Origin of the sequence: Sorangium sp. So ce381, assembly GCF_051473845.1 — a bacterium.
Classification (GTDB): Bacteria; Myxococcota_A; Polyangia; order Polyangiales; family Polyangiaceae; genus Sorangium; species Sorangium atrum.
On record NZ_CP150336.1, the window covers coordinates 4814322 to 4833829 of the forward strand.

Here is a 19508-nt window from a genome sequence, read left to right on the forward strand (position 1 = left end):
CTCAGTCGTCGTCCTCGTCCCGCTCGCCTCGATCCGCGCCGGCGGCAGGCGTCGCCTCGCCGGGCGGTGCACTCTGGCCTCGGCCAGGCTCGGCGGCCAGGGCGCCTCCGCGCGCCTCCGGGTGCCGGATCTCGCCGCCCGCGGCGCCGGTCCAGGCCATGGCGCCGCTGGTCAGGATCGCGCCTACGAGGGTGACCGCCACCGGCGCGCTGGACGCCGTCCGCCTGCGCTCGGGCGCGCCGGCGAGCGTGATCGCCGCCGGCGCGCCGGACGCCGTCCGGCGGCGCTCGGCGAGCAGCAGCGCCGCGATCCCCGCGAGCGCGGTCAGGCCCGCGAGCGCGGTCGCCACGCCGGCCCGCTCCTCGTGGACCTCCATGGCCTGCTCGGAGGTGCCCGGCAGGCGCTCGACGACCTTCTCGGCCGGCTCGCCGCTCAGGTAAGCGGCGGCGGCGCCGGCGGCCGAGAGCACCAGCACGAGCACCGCGGACCGCAAGGCGCCGCGCTCGGCGGGATGGAAGAACGCCAGGATCAGGAGCACCGCCGCGATGGCGAAGCCGACGATGGGGAGGTGGTTGATGATGAGATGAAAATGAGCTGCGTTCATGAGGACCTCGCTCGGTTCGGCCCTCAACGTCTTCCCGGAACCTGGACCGGACCTCAGGCGATCATGAGAATTTCATGAGAACGCGGCGCCCCGGCCCGCGCGCGGCCTCAGGGGCTCTCGGCGTCGAAGATCGCGTCGACGTACCGCAGCGTCGCCTCGCGCCGGCGGCGCGCGCGCTCGGCCGAGTCCTCCTCCACGAGCACCTCGTCGGGCTTCACGCGGAAGAGCGGCTGGCCCTTCTGCACGATCGTCCCCTCGCCGCCGTCGATGAGCACCTCCTCGACGGTGCCGGAGCACGGCGCGAGCACCTTGTTGAACATCTTCATGACCTCGATCACGTAGAGCGGATCGCCGGCAGCGAAATGGCTGCCCTTGGTCACGAACGGAGGCCGGTCCGGCGCCTCCTGCGCGTAAAACATGCCGCCGGTGACCGCGACGATCTCGTTGGCCCGCATGGCGGGCGGCGGCGCGAGGACCTTGCGCATGCGGGCCGAGAGCTCGCGATCGAGCAGGCGCTCGGGGATGGCGACCGTGCCGTCCTCCCGCGCGCGGAGCTCGAAGAAGCGCGCGGCGTCCCCCGCGAGGACCAGCGCGTCGAGGAGCTCCAGGCCCGCCTGGAAGCCGAGGTGGGAGCCGCGAACCCGCCGCCAGAGCTCGGCGTCGTGGCCGTGAGGCGCGGTATCCCGGGACAGGTGCGCTCGCAGCTCGGGCCACGGAGGCGCGCCGCCCGCCTGGCCCATCCGCTCGCCGACGCGCCGGTAGAAGCCGAGCGCCCGCGAGAGCACCTCCTGGTCGTGATCCCAGATCACATGGGCCGCGGGCGCCTGCGGCTGCGGCGTCATGTTGAGCAGCCAGTACGTGTCCGCGAGCACCTCGATCGGGTTCTTGAGCCAGCGCACCCGCCCAGACCGGATCTCGAACGACCCCATGTTCCGGCTGAGCCACGCCGACAGGAGGTGCGGCTCCGCGCAGATCTTCTCCACGGGGCGGCGCACCAGCGTGTCCTTCAGCGTGAAGACCTTCTTCAACGCTCCTCCGCCGGTCGCGTCCGTGGCCCCGGCCCGCGCCGCGAGGCGGCGCTCGTGACGGGCGCCGAGCTCGGCCCACATCGCGTCGAAGTCGAGCCCCCCGAGCTCCACCGCGAGCAGGCCGACCTGCGTGAGGTACGGGACCACGAAGCGCGTCGTCGGCTTCGCCCACACGCTCCGCGCGAGGAACCAGTGCACGAGCCCGTAATGAAACTGGAGGTTCGTGTGGAGATCGCTGCCGCGCAGCGTGGTCGTGCGCAGGATCTCGCAGATCCGCTGGTAGGCCTCCTCGCGCGAGGCGCCGTAGGTCACGAGGAGCGCGATGTTGCTGTCGTAGGCGCCGGCGACCCGGTAATGCATGAACACCCCCGTGTCGGGGTTCTTCACGCAGATGCCCTGATCGTCGCGGATCTCGTGCGGGTGCGGATCGCTCCAGGACACGATGATGCCGGCCGCGTGGGGCTCCAGCGCGCCGTTCGTCGCGTTGAGGCGCGCCTCCACCGCGGACCCTTCCCGCCGGACGCGGATCGGCCGGGGCAGCCGCTCGCCGTGGCGCGCGAGGAGGACCATGCACTCGACGAGCGAGGTCACCTCGAACGCGTCGGCCGGATCGGCCGGGTTCTCGAAGCGGAGGGCATAACAGAGCTCCGACACCCGGTGCTCGACCTGGATGCGGGTGTTGACCTCCATGAAGTAGTGATGATCCCCCTCGACGATGCACTCGAACGTCGAGGCCGAGTTCAGCCCGACCGCCTGCCCGAACCGCTCGGCCTCGGCCTCCATCCGGGCGAGCGACGCGAGCTCGCGCTCGAGCGACGCGGCGAGCGGAGCCTCGCCGGCCGCGCGCGCCCGCTCGATCGCCTCGAGCAGCCCCTCCTGCGTCATCGCGACCTCGAGCAGCTTCTGCTCGTGCATCTGCAGCGAGCAGTCGCGCCCGCCCAGCGCGACGCACCACGCGCCGTTGCCGATCAGCTGGATCTCGTTGTGCCGCGTCTCCTCGACGTTGAGCTCGAGCAGGATGTTCTTGTTGTCGCCGACGCCCGCGGCCTTCACCTCCGCGAGGACCTCCCGCGCCAGCGCGGGGACCTCGGCCGCCCGCGCCCGCGCCGCGGCCTCGGGGGCCGCCGCGTCGAGCGCGACGCCGGCGAGGAGCCGCTGCCCCTTGCCGCCGCCGCCGCCGATGGCCTTGAGCCGGATCCGCCGCCCCGGGTGGCGAGCGAGCAGCTCGGCCGCGCCCCGCTCGAGCTCCTCGCAGAGCTCGTCGGTCGTGTAGAGATCCACGCGCCGCGCGTACGCCGCCGCGAGCAGCGCGTCCGCCGCCTCCGCGAGCGGGACCCCGTCGGAGAGCCGCGCGCCCGCGGCGCCCTCGCCGAGCAGCCCGCGGTCTGCCGCGGCCGCGCGCAGCGCCGCGTGATCGGGCCACTTGCGGAGCACGATCCGCCGGGTCGCGTCGTCGATGCCGGGCGTCACGCTGACCGCGGTCGCGAGCGCCGTCCGCTTCGCCTCGTCCTTGAGCCCGGCGGCGCGCTGCACCGACGAGCGCGGGCCGATGAAGACGAGCCTCGCCTGCTCGAGCGTGCGCACGAACTCCTCGTCCTCGGCCATGAAGCCGTAGCCAGCGAACACGTGCGTATAGCCGCCGGCCCGGGCGATCGCGACGATCTCCTGCATCAGCTTGACGCGCTCGTCCTTGGTGGCGCCGGTATAGTCCTTCACCCGGTGCACGTGCGCCGGGTGGATGCAGCGCAGCTCCGGCGCCAGGGCGTGCGTGTAGACGATCGAGTCCTTCTCCGACAGGAGGATGCCGTAATGCTCGATCCCCATCTGGGCGAAGACATCCATCGCCTCTTTCCGGATCGGGCCCCGGCAGACGATCAGCGGCCGCACGTCGTCGGCGGCGAAGGAGCGCGCCCACGCCGAGCCCGAGCGGCCGAGCCTGCGGTCGCGCGCCACCCTCGGGTTGCGGTCGTAACCTCGCCTGGTCTCGAATCCATCCATGATCAATGGAACTCCCGCTGAACACCGGTGAACGGCCCTGGCTGGTAGTGCCGCAGCAGGAACTCGAGGTTCTCTGCGATCACCGAGCGGAGCTCGCGCGGCATCACGAGCCGCGAGATGGATCCCAGGCTGAGCCCCTCGCGCGGGTTCATGAGCTCCCGCTCGTACCGCGCGCTGAACTCGGCCTCTCTCGCCTTCAGCCACGCCGCGGCCTCGTCGCGGGCCTCGGCCTTCGCCTTCGCCTCGTCGAGGCCGCGGCCGAGCCGCTCCTTGACGCCGGCCTTCTCCCTGGCGCTCGCCTGAGCGCGCACCTTGCGGAGCTCGTCCTTGTAGACGAACTCCTTGCCGGCAGGGCCCATCACCGCGACGCGCGTCGTGGGGAGCGCGAGCACGACGTCCGCGCCGGTCGCGTAGTTGTTGAACGAGGCGTAGGCGCCGCCGAACGCGTTGCGCACGAGCAGCAGGATGCGCGGGGTGCGCACGTCGATGATCGCGTCGAGCATGGCCCGGCCGGCCTGCACGATGCCCATCGCCTCTTGCTCCCTGCCCGGGAGGAACCCCGTGGTGTCCTCCATGAAGAGGAGCGGGATGTTGTAGAGGTTGCAGAAGCGGATGAAGCGAGCGTTCTTGTAAGCGGCCGCCACGTCGATCTGGCCCGACGCCACCGCGCTGTTGTTCGCCACGAAGCCGACGACGCGCCCGCCGACCCGCCCGAACGCGGTGATCGTGTTGCGCGCGCGCTGCGGCTGCACCTCGAAGTAGTCGCCGTGATCGCAGATGCGCTGGATGATGATGTTGATATCGAGCGGCGTGTTGTATCCCGTCGGCGAGGAGATCGTCCTGCGGAGGAGCGTGTCGATCTCGGTCGTCTCCCGGCCCACCGGATCGCTCGTCCGCTGGAAAGGCGCGCTCTCGCGGTTGTTGCTCGGCAGGTAACCGAGCAGCCGGACGGTGGTGCGCAGCGCGCCCACCTCGTCTGGCACCGTGAGATCGGCCACCCCCGAGGCGCCGTGGACGCGCGGGCCGCCGAGGTCGTCGGGTGAGACCACCTCGCCGAGGACCGATTTGACGACCGCCGCCCCCGTCAGGCCGAAGAACGTGCCGCCCGGCTGGATGACGAAGCTGCCCTGCCGCGGCAAGTAGGAGCCGCCGCCCGCGTTGAACCCGAACATGCACATGATGCTCGGGACCACGCCGCTGATCTTGCGCAGCGCCGCGAACGCCTCGGCGTAGCCGTCGAGCCCGCCCACGCCCGCGGGGACGTAGGCGCCGGCGCTGTCGTTGAGGCCGATGAGCGGGATCCCCCGCTCTCCCGCGAGCTGGAACAGCCGCGCGAGCTTGCGGCCGTTCGTCGCGTCCATGGACCCGGCGCGGACGGTGAAATCGTGGCCGTACAGCGCCACGTCGCGGCTGCCGATGCGCAGGATCGCGGTGACCAGCGAGGCGCCGTCCAGGTTGGGCCCCCAGTTCTCGAAGACGACCCGCGGCGGCTCGGGCGTGAGCACCCGGATGCGCTCCCAGATCGTCATCCGGCCTTTGCTGTGCTGCCGGATGATGTTCTCGGGGCCCGCGGAGACATAGGGGCGCCTGCGGAGCTCCTCGGCCTCCCGCAGCGCCGCGTCGTACGCCGAGGCAGGCGCGGCCGGCGCCCCGGCTCCCTCGTCGAGCGGATCGTCGAGCGAGGGCACGAGGGCGGATGGCTTCACGGCGACATCGTTGTGATCAAGAGGGCTCATGGACGGGCGAGGCGCTCTATATCATGGCAGGATCGGGAGGCGCACCTCGCGAGCCCGGCGAGGCGCGCCCCGGCGCCGGCATGTGGGGCGCGGCACGCGCGCTGCGCGGTCCCGGTGCGGGGCTCCACGCGGCGATGCCGGGTCGCCGCGGCCACCTCGACCGGCTCGCGCGGCGCTCTCCGTCTGGACGCGGCGAGTCATGCGTGGCTGAGCCCGGCGCCCGTCAGGGGCAATCCGCGCGCGACATGACATGATCGCCGAACACGTAGCGGCGCTGCTTGGCCGCGGCGAGGAGGTCGGCGCGGTGATCGGGGTGGGCGATCTCGATGAGCGCGAGCGCGCGCTCCCGGATGTTCCGGCCCCAGAGATCGGCGACGCCGTGCTCCGTCACCACGTAGTGCACGTCGCCGCGGCTCGTCACGATGCCGGCGCCCTGCTCGAACGCCGGCTGGATCCGGCTGATCGTGCCGTCCTTCGCGGTGGACCGGAGCGCGATGATCGGCTTGCCGCCGGCGCTCCGCGCTGCGCCCCGGATGAAGTCGACCTGCCCCCCGATCCCGGAGAAGAAGCGGCCCATCAGCGTGTCGGCGGCGACCTGGCCCGTCAGATCGACGGCGAGGGCCGCGTTGATCGCGACCATCCTGTCGTTCCTGGCGATCGTCAGCGGATCGTTGGTGAAGGCGGACCCGCGCATCTCGATGACCGGGTTGTCGTGCGCCCAGTCGTAGAGGGCGCGGCTCCCGAGGAGGAACGACGTCACGAGCTTCCCTGGCAGGAGGGTCTTCCTGCGGTTCGTGATGACGCCGCGCTGGACGAGATCCATCACGCCGTCGGAGAGCATCTCGGTGTGCACGCCGAGGTCGCTCCTGCCTCCCAGCGCGGCGAGGACGGCGTTCGGGATCTTGCCGATGCCGGTCTGGAGCGTCGCGCCGTCGGGCACGAGCGTCGCCACGTTGCGGCCGATGGCGCGGTCGATGTCGTCGAGCGGCTCGATCGCGCGCTCGGGGAGCTCGCGGTCCACCGGGACGAGGTGGGTTATCCGATCCACGTGCAAGAACGAGTCTCCGTGGGTGCGGGGCATCCGCGGGTTGACCTCGGCGAGGACCAGATCCGCCGAGTCGACGGCGGCGCGGACGATATCGACGGAGACGCCGAGGCTGACGAAGCCGTGGGCGTCCGGGGGGCTCACCTGGATGAGGGCCACGTCGATGCGCACCCGGCGCGAGAGGATCAGGCTCGGGATATCGGAGAGGAATACCGGCATGAAGTCGGCTCGCCCCTCGTGGATCGCGTCCCGGACGTTCTGGCCGATGAAGAACGCCGTGTGACGGAACCGCCGCTCGAGACCGGGACGGACGTACGGCGCGGGGCCCTCGGTCATCAGGTGGACGATCTCGTTGCCGGCGAGGTGGTCGCCGGACTGGACCATGGCGTTCACGAGATCGGTCGGCTCCGCGGCGCCCGAGCCGACGAGGATGCGCCGCCCCGGGGGGATCGCGCGGATGGCCTCCTCGGCCGTCTTGATCTTGTCGCCGAAGCGCGATCGCCAGTCCGTGATCGTCTGCTGCATCGTGTGCCTTCTTCCTGTGTTCTTGGGGGGGATGAACGGAGCGCGTTCGCCGTCGGGGCGCGCGATGGCCGGCCGCGCCGTCACGCGGGTCGAGCCTCGGGTCAGGCGATCTCTCTCTCGGTGAGCAGCGCGGCCAGCACGGCGAGCGCGTCGGTCGTCGTGAAGACGCCGACGACCTGCGCGCCGTTCAGCACCACCGCCGATCCGTACTTGTGCTCGGCCATCTCGCGGACCACCTCGGAGAGCGGCGCGCTCGGCGCGACGGCGTAGGGGCACGGCGACATGGCCTCGCTGACGGCGAGCTCATCGCCCTCTTGCTCCTTGAGCGTCTCTATCCAGTAGATGTCCCGCTCGGAGAGGATGCCGACCAGCCGGCCGCCGCTCAGCACCGGCAGGTGCCGGATGCGATGTCCGCGCATGAGCGCGCGGGCGAGGCCGACCTTCTGATCGGCGCCGATCGAATGGGGGCTCCGGGTCATGCAGTCCTGGATGCGAATGGTGGAAGAGCTCATAAGGCCTCCCCTGGCGCTGGACGTCCGCGATGATCTAGTCGAGCTGATCGAACCGGCGCCCTTCGATCGAGCTCGGTTTGCCGCGATTGGCCACGAGGCGGGTTTGCAAGATGCGGACCGCCGGGATCGGCGTTCGCGCTGCGACGCTCGGCGGGCGTGCGGCGCGTGCGGCGCGTGCGGCGCGTGCGCTTCATCGGCGAGCCATCTCCTCAGGCCCGCTTGCGCGCCGACGGGATCAGGTACCCGCAGCACCGCCCGAACCACCGCAGCACGTCGAGCGACGACACGATGCCGACGACCTTGCCGTCGTCCGAGACGACCGGCAGCCGGTGCACGCCCTCGTAGGCCATGAGCGACGCGGCCTGCCGGATGCTGGCGCTCTCGTGCAGCTGCACCACCACGGGCGTCATCACGTCACGCGCGGTGACCCTGACGGGCTCGTAGACATGGAAGCCCTGGCTCATCTCGAGCGGCGCGACCTCGTCCGACCGCGAGGTCACCGGCCGCGACTCCTCGGTGTCGCCGCGCTCCTCTCCTGCACGGAGCACGTCGGCCCGCGACACCATGCCGACCGGCCTGCCCGCCGCGTCCACGACCGGCATCCCGCTGATCTCGTGGCGGACGAGCAGGGCCGTGATGTCGTCGAGGGAGACCTCCGATCGGATGCAGATGACGTCCTTGGTCATGATCTCGGCGAGCGGCGCCTCCGGATTCACGGGCACGTCCACGCCCACGCTGCGCAGCGGATCCGCTTCCGCCGTGCCCGGCGCCGCGTGGCTGGCATGGCAGACGACCGACGTCGTGCGCGAGCTCTTGTCGAAGTGCAGCGCGTGGAAGCGACGGCACGACTCGCACTCTCGCGCCGTCGTCGACCGCTCCCGCAACGGACAGTAGACGGTCGCCACGACCGATTCCTCGCCGTCGTCTCCAACGATGTGCGCGCTGCGGATCGTGTGGTGCCGGAGCTGGTGCTCTCCGCCGGTGGGTCCAAGGGTTGTCATCGTCGTCTCCCGTTCGCCTCTGCGTCCTTCGCTCGAGGTGTGCTGTGGGATGAGCACCGTTCGTGCCACGCACGCGAGATCGCCTGCGGGCGGCGGCGGCCCTGGTACGCCGCGGTCACGTCTGCGCCTCCGCGCGCCGTTTGCGCCGCGGCGCAAACGGCCGCGGGCTGCCTCGCGGGGCGCCCGCCCGCAGCGCTCGCGGCGAGAGGAGCTCGCTCTCGGCTCGCGCGGAGCGTCCGGCTCGCGGGAAGAGCCCAGCGCGCGCGAGGGATCGAGCGCGTGCGAAACCCTTCTCCCCGGCGCCCGGAACGCCTGGCACGCGGCGTGCTGGACTGCTGGACATTGAGCAGAAGGGCAGATGGGTAGAGCGAGGCGACCGCTGGTCGGGCCTCGCATGGAGGCTGAGGAGGCTGTCATGTCGAGCGCAAACGCAACGAATCGGTTCATCGTCGTCGTCGGGATCGACTTCTCGGAGCCGAGCAACCGCGCGCTTGATCAGGCGCTCGAGTCCGCTTGCTGTCGCGAGAACGCCGAGGTGCACGCGGTCTACGTCGAGCCCGAGAGCTGGGTCGGCGTCGGGCTCTCGCGGGTGCCCGTGGTGGCCACCAAGCCCGACGTGGCGCTCCAGCAGCTCCAGCAGCGCGCGAGCGAGCGCGTGAGCGCCATGGGCAACAAGCTCGACGGCGGGCGGCTGAAGCGCGTCGTCGTCCACTTCCGCCGCGGCGATGCGGCCGAGAACATCGCCCAGCTCGCCGCCGACCTGGACGCCGACCTCGTCGTCGTCGGCTCGCACGGCTACCGCGGGCTCGAACGGCTGCTCCTCGGCTCGGTCGCGGAGCGCGTCTCCCGGCTCGCGCGCTGCCCCGTGTGGATCGTCCGGCCGAAGGATCACGCGACCGCCGGCCGGGTCCCCGAGATCGAGCCGCCCTGCCCGGAGTGCGTGAAGCACCGGCAAGAGACGGGCGGCGCAGCGCTCTGGTGCGCGCGCCACGCCGAGCACCACATCCGGCCGCACCGCTACTCGTATGCGACCAACGGCGTCTACGCGCCGTCGAGCGCGGCTTATCAGGCGACGCCCGAAGGGGCGTGACCGCGAGGCGAGCTCGACGAGACCGCGCGTCCGTCAGGCACACAAACGCCCGACACGTGTCCTGAGGAGGGCAGGCGTGCGCCTGCCAAACGAGGCTTCCATCCTCGTGAGTCGCGGTCTCGCCGCGCTCGCTCCTCGATCACCTCGGCGCCGGCGCGCGGCGCGCTCTCTCCGGTCGATCGCGATCCCGCCGTGTTGACGTTCCACCGCGCGCGGGGGATAGACAGCGCCATGAAGCGGTCTTGCATCGCCCTGGCGGCTTTCGTGCTGTCCCTCTCCGCTCCCGCGATCGCGCAGCCGGTGAAGGTGTTCGTCCTCGCGGGCCAGTCGAACATGGTCGGCTACGGCGTGGGCCGCCAGCTCCCGGTCGAGCTCCAGAGCCAGCCGGACATCTGGTACGACCACTACAACCCGGACGCGCGCGAGGGAGGGGCGTACGCCGAGGCGACGAGCGCCGACTGGGGGCCGCTCGAGCCGAAGGGCGAGGCCCGCCGCTACGGGCCCGAGATCACGTTCGGCCGCGCCATGGCCGCGGCGTACCCGGAGCACCGGATCGCGATCGTGAAGATGGCGCAGGGGGGCACCAACCTCGTCGATCACTGGGGTCGCGGCCTCGCGCCGGACCCCGAAGTCCTCTACAAATCCCAGCTCTACCACGCGCTCCTCGGCAAGCTGGACTCCGCGACCTACGAGGGCGACCGCGCCCTCCGTTACCCCGAGGAGGTGACGCGCCTCGACGGCGCCCTGGCGCGGCTCGAGTCGGAGGGGCAACCGTACGAGATCGCCGCGCTCGTCTGGATGCAGGGCGAGAACGAGGCGGGGTGGTCGGCCGCGTTCACCTACGGCGACACGCTGCGCGGCTTCATCCGGGCGATCCGCGAGGACCTCGGCGTCCCCGGGCTCCCTGTCGTGCTCGGCAGGGTCAGCGACAACCTTTACCCCGCGAACGGCGGGCCCATCGCCGCAGGCAAAGAGGCCAACATCGACGCCGTGCGCGCGGCGCAGGTGACCGTGGCCGAGGAGGACCCGCGGGTCGCGTGGGTCGACACCGACGACCTCACCGTGCGAGCCCCCGACGACGCGTATCACTTCGACTCGGCCTCGTACCAGCTGCTCGGCGAGCGCTTCGCCGAGGCGTACCTCGCGCTGGTCCGCGAGGAGGGCTCGTCGAGCGCGTCATCGGCGAGCAGCGCCGGGAGCGCGGCCGCAGGGGGAGGGGGCGCCACGGGAGAGGGCGCCACGGGAGGGGGCGCCACGGCCGGATCGAGCGGGAGCACGGCAGCGGCGGGCGGCGCCGGGGGCGCAGGCGAGGGGGGAAGGGGCGCCACGACCGGATCGAGCGGGAGCACCGCGGCGACGGGCAGCGCCGAGGCCGCGGCCAGCTCGGGCGGAGTCGCGCCCGGGATCACCGGCGGGAGCGGCGGCTGCGGCTGCCGGACCACCGCCGGCCAGGGCCCCGGAGCAGCGGCAGCGCTTGCGCTCGTCGCGCTCGCGCGCCTGCGCCTGCGCCTGCGCCGCTCGCGCGGGCAGGGCTGAGCTGAGCACCGAACGGCGCCTCGTGGAAACAGGTAGAGCGGTGGAGAGAGCGCGCGCGCCGGCTGCGCCACAGTGATGGAGCAGCCGCGCCGCGCTTCGTGGGAGAGGCCTCGTCGTCGCCTCATGGCGGCGCGGAGGTTCATCGCTTCAGGGGAGCCGCAGGGGTCCGTCGTCACATCGTGCGGACCAGCCTGCGATCACCCCGGGTCGACGAGTCATTGCGGGAAGCAGCCGTCCGCCGTGCACTCATAGCCGTCGCGGCAGTCGGTCGACGTCGCGCAATCGCTGTTGCAGTAGCCGTCCACTGTGCAGATCCCGCCGCCGGCGCAGGGGGTCGTGTCGTCACAGAGGCCCCAGCAGTAGCCGCCAGGCCAGCCGGCCTCCTCGGGGGAGCAGTAGCCGCCGGCGCAGTCGCCGTCGGTGGTGCAAGGGGCGCCGTCGGCACCCTCGCCGGGCGGCGGCGCGCAGCTGCCCACCTCCGCCCTGCAGGTGAAGCCCGGCTCCGTGCACTCATCGTCGCTGGTGCATTCCGGAATGCAGAGGCCACCCCGGCACGAATAGCTGCTTCGGCAGTCTGCGGACGTGGCGCAGTCGGCGACGCAGAAACGGAAGCCGCTTGTGTTCTCGACGCAGGCACCGCCGTTGCAGTCGCTGTCCGTGTTGCAGACGCCCGAGCAGGCGCCGCCCGGCCAGCCGTCCAGGGCCTCGGTGATGCAGAAGTCGCCGGTGCAATCGCTATCGAGCGTGCAAGCGCTGCCGTCCGGGCTCGTCTCGAGCGGGGGGTAGCAGCCGCCCGACTCCGTGTCGCACGTGCCCACCTCCGGGCACTGCGCGTCGCTGGTGCAGTTCGGCCAGCAGGTGGAGTCGACGTCGCACATGTAGCCGTCGCGGCAGTCGGCCGCTGTCTCGCACTCGGCGACGCAGAGGTTGAGGGATGCGGTGATGTAGATGCAGACGCCGCCGCCGGCACAGTCGCTATCCGCCTCGCACTCGGCGGTACAGTGCCCGGAAGGGAACCCGAACTCCGTCTCATTGAGGCAGAAGCCGCTGGCGCACTCGGTGTCGGTGGCGCAGGCAGCGCCGTCGGCGCCGGGCTCGCCGCCGCCGCCCCCGGTGGTGACGGAGGTCGTCGAGGTGGTGACCGAGGTCGTGGAGGTGACGCCGCCGCCGCCGGCGCCGCCGGCGCCTGTGGTGACCGAGGTCGTGGAGGTGACGCCGCCGCCGCCGTCGCCGCCAGCGCCCGTGGTGACCGAGGTCGTGGAGGTGACGCCGCCGCCGCCAGCGCCCGTGGTGACCGAGGTCGTGGAGGAAACGCTGCCGCCGCCGTCGCCGCCAGCGCCCGCGCTGACCGAGGTCGTGGAGGAGACGCTGCCGCCGCCGTCGCCGCCAGCGCCCGTGGTGACCGAGGCCGAGGTCGAGGAGACGCTGCCGCCGCCGTCGCCGCCAGCGCCCGTGGTGACCGAGGCCGAGGTCGTGGAGGCGCTGCTCGATGAGGCCGAGGTCGAGGTGGTGGCCCCGCCCATACCGCCGCCGCCCGTGTCGCCGCCGCCGGTACCGCCTGCACCGCCGCTGCCCGTGTCGCTGCCGCCGGTGCCGCCGGCACCGCCGCCGCCCGTGTCGCTGCCGCCGGTGCCGCCGGCACCGCCGCCGCCTGTATCGTTGCCGCCGGTTCCTGTCGTGCTGCTGGCCGAGGTGGCGCCTTCGCCGCCCGTGCCGCCGCCTGCACCCCCGCCGCCCCCAGTCCCGATGACCGGCGACTCGTCATCGCCGCACGCCGTCGTCGTCATCAGGCCAAGAACGAAGAGACACACCAAAGATCGCATCTTCATCCGCTGCTCTCCAGCCGGTAGGGGTCCAGTGACGCGGCGCCGGCCGTCGGAGGCGAGGTGCCGCAGCGCGATAAGCGCGCACGCATCTTCTGTCGAAACGGCGCGGATGCCAACGCCTCTTTACTCCCTCTCGGCGCTTTCGGGCGAAGGGCGCCCGCGCTCTCTCCCCATCCTACCTCGTCCACGCTCATCCTCGCCCCGGGGCAACGACGAGCGCAGCAGCTTTTCGACGGGCGATCGCGCGCGATTGTCGCGTCCGCTACACGCTTGTGGAGCGCGTTTTGGAGGTCGCGACGCCCTCATCTCCACTCGCTTCTACCCGTTCCACCCCTCTGACGAGCCCTCCTTGCCACCCTGCGCTTTTCTCCTCTCCTCACCGCCTCCCCGAGCCAGAGCGCGCCTCCCGATGTCCGTGAGGTTTCGGGCGGCTGCTCCTCAGCTCGTCAGCGAGCCTGAGCGCACCTCCGAGCTTCGCGAGGCTCCGGTCGTTCCGCCCCTATCGCCCCGAGCCCAGTGGCGGCCGCTGCTCCGCCCGCTGCAGGTCCGAGCGTCGCCTCGCCATGTGATTGACCGGGCGCCATCGAAGCTGGTATAGGTAGCCGTTTTCTTCGGAATTGAATTTTACAGTCACAGCCAAAGAGAAAGGCGGTCGAGCGCGGTGTGCGCAAGTGAAGGGTGCCCTGGTGCTTTCCGTGCCAGCGATGTCACCTCGCTCTTGCTGCGTCGCGTCGACGCCCTGCGCCTCGGCGGACGACCTCTCGTTTCAGCCAGAGGAGGAGGAGACCCCATGCGTGTCCGACACGTGATGATCACAGCAGCGATCGCCGGTCTATTCGCGGCCTGCGCCAGCTCGGGGGGCGACGGCGGCAAGACCGAGCCGGTCCACGGGACGGTCTGCGAGGCCCGCTGCGCCTGCGAGGGCTGCTCCGACGACCAAGAGGGCCTGTGCGAGGCCGAGCAGGGCGCCATCGCCGAGCGGTCCGAGGAGCGCTGTCAGGACGAGTATACGGCGTACATCGACTGTGTCCGGCTGGAAGGCCGGTGCGTGGACGGTCATCACCTGGCCGAGGCCTGCGACGTCCATGAGGAGGCCCTCCTGGAATGTCTCGATTCCACGGATCGCTGTCCCAGCGCGGGTGACGGCATCTGCGACGAGCCCCAGGGCACCGGCAAATGCCCTGCTGGGACCGATCGAGCCGACTGCCTCTCTTCCTGTCCCTCGACCGGCGACGGCACCTGTGATGAGCCCGAGGGCACCGGGCTCTGCGCGGAGGGCACGGACGTCGTGGACTGCGCGGCCACGACCTGCTCCCGGACGAACAACGGCACCTGCGATGAGCCCGAGGGCACCGGGCTCTGCGCGGAGGGCACGGACGTCGCGGACTGCGCGGTAGACGAGCCGTGCGCTACCACGGACAACGGCGAGTGCGACGAGCCCGGAGGCACCGGGCTCTGCGAGGCGGGCACGGACACTGCCGACTGCAGTGCCCCCCTCACCTGTGACGACCTCGACGAGTGCGGGGACGACTCGAAGGGGTGTATCGGGTGCGCGAACGCGGGGAGCTGCGCCGATGAGCTCGACACATGCATCCTCGACGACGACTGCATCGGGTTCACCAGGTGCGTCGTCACCTGCGCGGACGACGACGACGCCTGCTTCCGCGCGTGCATGGACGCCCATCCGGACGGGAGGAATCTGTATGCCAACTACGACCGGTGCGTGAACTGCAATGAGTGTTATTACTCCTGCGGCAACGCCAGCATCTTCGGGTGCAATCCATGATCTGTCCCGTCGCCGCGGAGGCAATGAGACGGTCAGCGGCGTCGCCACGCGCGGGATCACCGAGACGTGCGAGGGCGACCTGCGCCCGCCCCGCGTCGACGCTGAAGGCCAGATCTGCGTCGTCGACCTCGGCGCCGCGCGTCTGGCCTTCGGCATCGACGCGCAGCCGTCCCCCCTGAGCCGCTCCCGGGCGGCGCGATCCGCGCCCTCGTTCTGGTAGCATCGCCCGCCTTGCCGGAGCTCCCTCTCGCCCCTGCCGATCTCGACGCGGTGCTCGCGCCGCTCCAGAGCGCCCGGCCGCTGCCCGCGCGCGCGTACTGGGACGAGGACGTCTTCGCCTTCGAGCAGGCCGAGATCTTCGGACGCTCCTGGCTCTGCGTCGGCCGCGAGGACGAGATCGCCCGCCCCGGAGAGTGGCTGCTCGCCCCCCTCACGCCGGCGGGCATCGTCGTCCTCCGCGGCGCCGATCTGGAGATCCGCGCGTTCCACAACGTCTGCCGCCATCGGGCGGCGACGCTGCTCGACGGCCCGTGCGGCCGCCTCTCGCACCTCGAGTGCCCGTACCACGGCTGGACCTACGAGCTCTCCGGCGCGCTGCGCGCCGCGCCCCACGCGCCGCCCGGCTTCGACCGCGGCGCGCACGGGCTCCTCCCGGCGCGCGCCGGCGCCCTCTTCGGCTTCCTCTTCGTGACGCTCGACCCCGGCGCGCCGCCGCTCGAGAGCGCGATCGGCGAGGCGCCGCCGTGGCTCTCGCGCCCCGGGCTGCGCTCGCTCCGGCGGGGCAGGCGGGTGGAGTACGAGGTCGCCGCGAACTGGAAGCTCTGTGTGGAGAACTTCCAGGAGTCCCACCATTTCCCGCGCGTGCACCCCGCGCTCGAGCGGCTGACCCCGTGCGACGACGCCGTGTCCTGGGGCCGGGGCGGCCCGTGGCTAGGCGGCATCATGGACCTCGCGCCCGGCGCCGACACGGTCTCGGTCGGCGCCACGCCCGGCGCGCGGCCGCTCATCGTCCCCGAGGCGGAGCGGCGGCGCGTGCGCGACGCCATGCTCTTTCCGGGCCTGCTCACGAGCCTCCAGCCCGACTACCTGCTCACGTACCGGCTCGCCCCGCGCGCGCCCGATCGGACGCTCGTGATCGCCGACACGCACTTCCACCCAGCGGCGTTCACGCCAGGCTTCGATCCGGGCGACGTGTTCGCCTTCTGGGACGCCGTGAACCGGGAAGACCGCGCCATCTGCGAGCGCCAGCAGCGCGGGATCCGCGCGCCGGGCTACGCCCCTTCGACGTACGCCATGGTGGAAGACGGCGTCCACGCCTTCGACGGCATGGTCGCGCGGAGGTACCTCGCGGCGCTCCGCGCGAAGACGGCATGAGCAGGCTCTGCGGCCTGGAGGGATCGCCCGTACGTCGATCGCTCGTCACTGCGCGACGCAGCTGGTCTTCATCGCTTCCCAAACCGCATCTCCGGTGGCGACGCTACCGGCGGCGGTGGGGTGGATGCCGTCTTGCGTATACTCGTTGTGTCCGTTCCAGGTCGGACGAAGGTCCAACCAGTAGCACTTCGGCGCCGTGAGCCCGTCGCACAGCGCCTTCATCTTCGGCCGGAGCGCATCGAGGCAGGTCTTGAGCGACGCGTACTGGTTTCCGATGGGGTCTGGATAGAAGAAATAGAGGACCTTTTCGACGTTGTCCTTCTCCATGGTCTCGAACAGCGACTCCGCCGCCGCGAGGGCTGCGTCGCCGTCCCCTCTCAACAAGCAGTCGTTCCCGCCCCCATCCATCAGCACGTACTTGATCATGCCGTTCTCGGCGGCTTTGCGGTACTGGCTGGGAATTTGATCGTTGGCCAACGTCGTGCCGCTGACCGAGTTGTCGATATAGCGCTCGTTCGCGCCGAGGGAGCCGTTGGCCTTGGCCTGCTTTTCGATCTGCTGCGTGATGCCGTGCGTCGCGGCGATGAACGATTCTCCGATGACCGCGACCTGATTTCCCTTGGTCTGGCCCTTGACGCATTCGCCCGGGTCCGAGCCCCCGCTCGTGACGCCCGTCTCTCCGCCGGCGGCCGTGCTGCTGGCCTCCCCGGTGCTCGCGCTGCTGCTGCTGCTGCTGCTGCTGCTGCTGCTCGAGGTGCTCACGGCTGCCGAGCTTGCGGCGCCGCCAGTGCCCGTATCGCCCGTGCCGACCGTGACCGTGGCCCCCGCGCCGCCGGTGGCCCCGTCAGGGCCGCCTCCGCCGGTCGAGGACGTACCACCGTCGTTCGCCTCACCACAGGCCCAGATGCCGATGCTCAGGAGACCGAGAACGCTCAGTTTCGTAGCGATGTGACGACGTGTCGATCTCATTTTATTTCTCCAGTGTCCGCTTGGCGCCGAGGTTTCAAGCGGCGAAAGACTCGCGTTGCCTTGTGTTGACGGTTCATCCGTGCATCGAAGGAGCCGCGTTCGCCCGATGCAGGTGACTGCCACGACTTCGTACCCAAGCCAGCTGACTCGATGTATAGGCATACTCGCCTATGCCTCGATCCGAGACGTCACGTTCATGTCGGTGGACTGAACAATTCGGGCGAGAGTCGAACTCGATGTCTGCGCCACGGCCCATCCTCCTGGGAGGCCCCGCGGCGTTCGGTCCCGAGCGCTTCACGCCCGAGCGCTCGATCGCCCGCCCGCGCTGCGCGTCCATGCCGTCCGGCGGTCGACCGCGGCCGTGGATCGGCGGCCCGTTCGCGGACGTGGACGGCGTCCACACGTTTGACGGCATGGTCGCGCGCAGGTACCGCTCGGAGCGAGGACGGCATGAGCAAGCTCTGCGGCCTGTGGGGCCGCCCGTACATCGACCTGTCGCCGCTGCTCGACACGGCGTGCTTCCCCGAGCTCGATCGCGAGATCGTGCGCGGCCTCTGCCGCGTCGAGCCCTCGTACACGGGCGGCAGCCTGAAATGGATGGGCGTGGTCGCGCCCTGGGTGCACGACGACCCGTACGTGGATTACGGGGAGGTCATCGAAGGCTTCTCGCGCGACGAGTTCTGCGATTTCATCGCGCTCGGCGAGGACCCGTCCGCCGTCGATCCCGAACGGCGGGGCGAGTACACGTTCGGAGACGAGACCGATCATCCGCTCACGCGGGCGCAGATGCTGTACCTGAAGTACCGCTACGGCGTCTATTTTCCCTGGAAGGTCTGCTATCACCTCCTCGAGAACGACCGCTGGGAAGACAAGCACTCGGGCGCGGGCAAGGACTTCTCGGCGGAGGCCAGAGCGGTGTTTCCCCGGACGGTCGAGTTCATCCGGGGCCTGCCGTTCGTCGAGATCGGGCGGTGCGTGATCTTCGGCCTCGAGGCGAACGATCACGCGCCCGCGCACCGGGACACCGAGCCGGGGAGCGCGATCGGCGCGGCGCAGTCCATCTCGTTCGACCCGCGCGGCGACAAGCGGTTCTATCTCTGCGACAGGGAGGGGGAGGAGCGCACGGTCGTGCGCGCGCCCATCTACTGGTTCAACGACATGGATTACCACGGGGTCGAGCCGGACCCGTTCTTCCGGTACTCGATCCGCGTGGACGGCGTGTTCAAGCCGGAGTTCGTGAAGCGGCTCCAGCGCCTGTACGGACGGTAGGCGCGGGCGAGCGCTCTGCCGGTGAGTCCTCCGCCGGCGAGGCCCCGTTCACCACCAGGTGGATGAACTGCAGCTTCGCCACGGCGGGGCGCGGCAGCACGAACGGGTAGAAGTCGTGCTGGCCCATGCTGCGCGACATCTCGTTGAGCACGGCCGTCAGCTCTACCCAGGCGTTCAAGAAGCCCAGGAAGGTCTCGGCCCCTCCGTCGTCCGGGCGCCACAGCGCGTCCGCGCCCCATGGCTCGACGTCGAGCTCCACCTCGTCGGCGTCGATGCCGAAGCTGAGCGCCGTATCGACGGTGTCGACCATATGGAGATAGTGGGCCCAGGTCTCGGCCCAGTCTTCCCACGGGTGCATGCTGGCGTAGGCGCTGACGAAGCGTTGCTGCCAGTCGGCCGGCGGTCCCTGCTCGTAGTTGGCCTTCAGCGCGGCGGCGTAGTCCTGCTGCTCGTCGCCGAACAGCTCCCTGAACGGCGCCAGCCACCCGGTGTCGCGCACCAGGCGGTCCCAGTAATAATGGCCGACCTCGTGCCGGAAGTGCCCGAGCAGCGTGCGGTAGGGCTCGCGCATCGCGGCGCGGGTGCGCTCGCGCGTGGCGTCGTCCGCCTCCTCGATGTTCAGCGTGATCACGCCGTCGGCGTGGCCGGTCATCACCCTGGGCCCGTCGGGCGGCGAGGCGAGGAAGTCGAAGCAGAGGCCGCGCTCCGGGTCCTCGCCGATCTTGGACTTCACCGGCAGGTTCAGCGCCAGGAGCTGCGACACGAGCCGCCGCTTGGCCGTCTCGAGCAGGCGCCACTGCGTCTGGTGTTCGGCGACGGAGAGATCTGGAATGGTGCGGTTGAGCCGGCACGCGGCGCAGAGCGCGGGCGCCTCCGCCCCCGCCGGGATCAGCCAGTTGCAGCCCGACGCCAGGTCGAAGTTGCCGCAGCGCCTGTAGAGCCGCGGCGGGTCCGCCGTGTCGTCCCAGATCTGCCAGGCGCCCTCGGTCGGGCCGACCTTGAGCGGCACGACCTGGGCGCGCTCGGGCTCGTAACCGAGCGGTGTCTTGCAGGCCAGGCATTCGCTGTTGCGGAAGAACACCGGCCTTTCGCACTGGCAGCGGTAAGCGCGCGGCGCGGTGGGCTGCTTGGTGCGCTTCCATGCGCTGCGCAGGCGCGCGATCAGACTGTCGAAGCGATTGGTCATGGTGGGTCGAGCGGCCTCGATCG

General features: G+C 71.1%; 14 protein-coding genes. 5 read left to right on the forward strand and 9 right to left on the reverse strand.

What is annotated here, in order from left to right; all coding sequences use genetic code 11:
- Window position 1 precedes the first annotated feature (1 nt).
- The 6 genes from WMF29_RS18045 to WMF29_RS18070 form a co-directional block, all read right to left on the reverse strand.
- Window positions 2–604 carry a hypothetical protein gene (locus WMF29_RS18045; RefSeq protein ID WP_437330023.1) on the reverse strand — a complete coding sequence of 201 codons (603 nt, stop codon included), beginning with the start codon at window positions 602–604 and terminating at the stop codon, window positions 2–4.
- A 107-nt stretch (window positions 605–711) separates the two neighbouring features.
- Window positions 712–3630, reverse strand: a complete 2919-nt coding sequence (locus tag WMF29_RS18050) for a biotin/lipoyl-containing protein (RefSeq protein ID WP_437330024.1) — start codon at window positions 3628–3630, stop codon at window positions 712–714.
- A 2-nt stretch (window positions 3631–3632) separates the two neighbouring features.
- On the reverse strand, window positions 3633–5366 hold the full coding sequence (locus tag WMF29_RS18055; RefSeq protein WP_437330025.1) for an acyl-CoA carboxylase subunit beta: 1734 nt from the start codon (window positions 5364–5366) through the stop codon (window positions 3633–3635).
- A gap of 223 nt (window positions 5367–5589) precedes the next feature.
- A complete protein-coding gene (locus WMF29_RS18060; protein ID WP_437330026.1) occupies window positions 5590–6936 on the reverse strand; it encodes an acetyl-CoA hydrolase/transferase family protein in 1347 nt (448 codons plus the stop codon).
- A gap of 101 nt (window positions 6937–7037) precedes the next feature.
- Window positions 7038–7448, reverse strand: a complete 411-nt coding sequence (locus tag WMF29_RS18065; protein WP_437330027.1) for a CBS domain-containing protein — start codon at window positions 7446–7448, stop codon at window positions 7038–7040.
- Window positions 7449–7657: 209 nt separating this feature from the next.
- A complete protein-coding gene (locus WMF29_RS18070) occupies window positions 7658–8449 on the reverse strand; it encodes a CBS domain-containing protein (RefSeq protein ID WP_437330028.1) in 792 nt (263 codons plus the stop codon).
- Window positions 8450–8864: 415 nt separating this feature from the next.
- On the opposite strand from WMF29_RS18070, the gene WMF29_RS18075 reads away from it, so the two are divergent.
- Together WMF29_RS18075 and WMF29_RS18080 are read left to right on the forward strand one after the other, a co-directional pair.
- Window positions 8865–9539, forward strand: coding sequence for a universal stress protein (locus WMF29_RS18075; RefSeq protein ID WP_437330029.1), 675 nt, complete (start codon window positions 8865–8867; stop codon window positions 9537–9539).
- A gap of 231 nt (window positions 9540–9770) precedes the next feature.
- Complete coding sequence (locus WMF29_RS18080) at window positions 9771–11075, forward strand: sialate O-acetylesterase (protein WP_437330030.1); 1305 nt, start codon at window positions 9771–9773, stop codon at window positions 11073–11075.
- A 215-nt stretch (window positions 11076–11290) separates the two neighbouring features.
- Here the strand turns inward: WMF29_RS18080 and WMF29_RS18085 are convergent, their stop codons facing one another.
- Window positions 11291–12904 carry a hypothetical protein gene (locus WMF29_RS18085; protein WP_437330031.1) on the reverse strand — a complete coding sequence of 538 codons (1614 nt, stop codon included), beginning with the start codon at window positions 12902–12904 and terminating at the stop codon, window positions 11291–11293.
- A gap of 787 nt (window positions 12905–13691) precedes the next feature.
- Between WMF29_RS18085 and WMF29_RS18090 the strand changes: the two genes are divergently transcribed.
- Entirely contained in the window at window positions 13692–14687 is a 996-nt protein-coding gene (locus WMF29_RS18090) for a latent transforming growth factor beta-binding protein (protein WP_437330032.1), read from the forward strand.
- Window positions 14688–14918: 231 nt separating this feature from the next.
- Complete coding sequence (locus tag WMF29_RS18095) at window positions 14919–16061, forward strand: aromatic ring-hydroxylating oxygenase subunit alpha (RefSeq protein ID WP_437330033.1); 1143 nt, start codon at window positions 14919–14921, stop codon at window positions 16059–16061.
- A gap of 45 nt (window positions 16062–16106) precedes the next feature.
- Here WMF29_RS18095 and WMF29_RS18100 read toward each other — a convergent pair whose 3' ends face one another.
- Window positions 16107–17153: an SGNH/GDSL hydrolase family protein gene (locus WMF29_RS18100; protein ID WP_437330034.1), complete on the reverse strand. Its 1047-nt coding sequence runs from the start codon at window positions 17151–17153 to the stop codon at window positions 16107–16109.
- Window positions 17154–17480: 327 nt separating this feature from the next.
- Here WMF29_RS18100 and WMF29_RS18105 point away from each other — a divergent pair, with 327 nt between their 5' ends.
- A complete protein-coding gene (locus WMF29_RS18105) occupies window positions 17481–18299 on the forward strand; it encodes a hypothetical protein (RefSeq protein ID WP_437330035.1) in 819 nt (272 codons plus the stop codon).
- Here the strand turns inward: WMF29_RS18105 and WMF29_RS18110 are convergent.
- Window positions 18253–19485, reverse strand: a complete 1233-nt coding sequence (locus WMF29_RS18110; protein ID WP_437330036.1) for a zinc-binding metallopeptidase family protein — start codon at window positions 19483–19485, stop codon at window positions 18253–18255. The two genes, WMF29_RS18105 and WMF29_RS18110, sit on opposite strands and share 47 nt — an antisense overlap.
- Window positions 19486–19508 lie beyond the last annotated feature (23 nt).